The organism is Alcanivorax sp. HI0044 (genome assembly GCF_001634945.1).
Window position 1 is genome coordinate 1 of the sequence record NZ_LWEZ01001879.1, and the last position, 1,047, is coordinate 1,047.

Here is a 1,047-nt window from a genome sequence, read left to right on the forward strand (position 1 = left end):
CTGGTAGGGCTTCTTCAGACCACGAATGCGCACGGCGGCGCTGTCCAACAGTTTGCTGGCCAGCGCATCTTTCAGACCCACCACTATCAGTTCCGGGTGGTTCAGGTTGAGGAAATGCCCCACGCTGAAGGTGTAGCCCGGCTGGCCATCGCCACCGGAGACGGCAAAGTGATGCCAGCCCTTGCGCTGAATATCCGCCAGCAGTGCTTTGTCTTCGGCATCTTCCGGCTGTGGATAACGAAATTTGCCGGGCATTTCATCAAGAAACATAGGGTCATCATCGGTTCAGGCAGCGCCCTGGGGCACTGGCAAGCGGTTAACGCGGTGTGATCGCAATCATAACAGACTCCGCCTTCACTTGGTGCCACCCCTCACAGCTGCAATACTGGGGCGAATCCAGAACAATGAGGATTACCCATGAAACGTGCAGGCTTGCTGGTAACCGCGCTACTGGCCACCCCTCTCGCCCACGCGGCCCCCGGCGTGGCGATCTATGGTGGCGGGTATACCTGGGATACGGAGCTGGAAGGCAATGTGGCGTCCGGCGGCGCCAACATCGACGTGCAGGATGACCTGGGCTTCAACAAGGCCGACCAGAACGTGCTCTACCTGGGGGTGGAACACGCCGTACCGCTGGTTCCCAATGTGCGCCTGCGTTATATCGACCTGTCTGACAGCGCCAGCAATATCATCAGCCGAAGCTTCACATTCAATGGGCAAAATTTTGTTGCCAACACTCGCGTGGCCACGGATTTTGACCTGGAGATGCTGGACGGCACCCTCTACTACAGCCCTCTCAACAATGCCGTGAAAGTGGATCTTGGCCTTACTCTGCGCCGTCTGGACGGAGAACTCCGACTGAACAGCCTGGCGGGGAAAACCTCACTGAGCATTGATGAAACCTTACCCATGCTGCACGCAGGCGCCCGGGCACAGCTTCCGGTTCCCGGCGTCTATGTGGGGGCGGAACTCAACGCCATTGCCTACGACGGCAACAAGATGAACGACTATAACGCCCGTGTGGGCTGGCGCTCGGACTACCTGTTC

At 58.5% G+C, this 1,047-nt stretch carries 2 protein-coding genes; one reads left to right on the top strand and one right to left on the bottom strand.

Going from position 1 to position 1,047, the window contains the following annotated elements:
- On the bottom strand, positions 1–270 hold a 270-nt coding region (locus A3730_RS27975; RefSeq protein ID WP_156501420.1), incomplete at its 3' end, for a DUF4262 domain-containing protein.
- A 147-nt stretch (positions 271–417) separates the two neighbouring features.
- On the opposite strand from A3730_RS27975, the gene A3730_RS27980 reads away from it, so the two are divergent.
- On the top strand, positions 418–1,047 hold a 630-nt coding region (locus A3730_RS27980), incomplete at its 3' end, for a TIGR04219 family outer membrane beta-barrel protein (protein WP_063539385.1).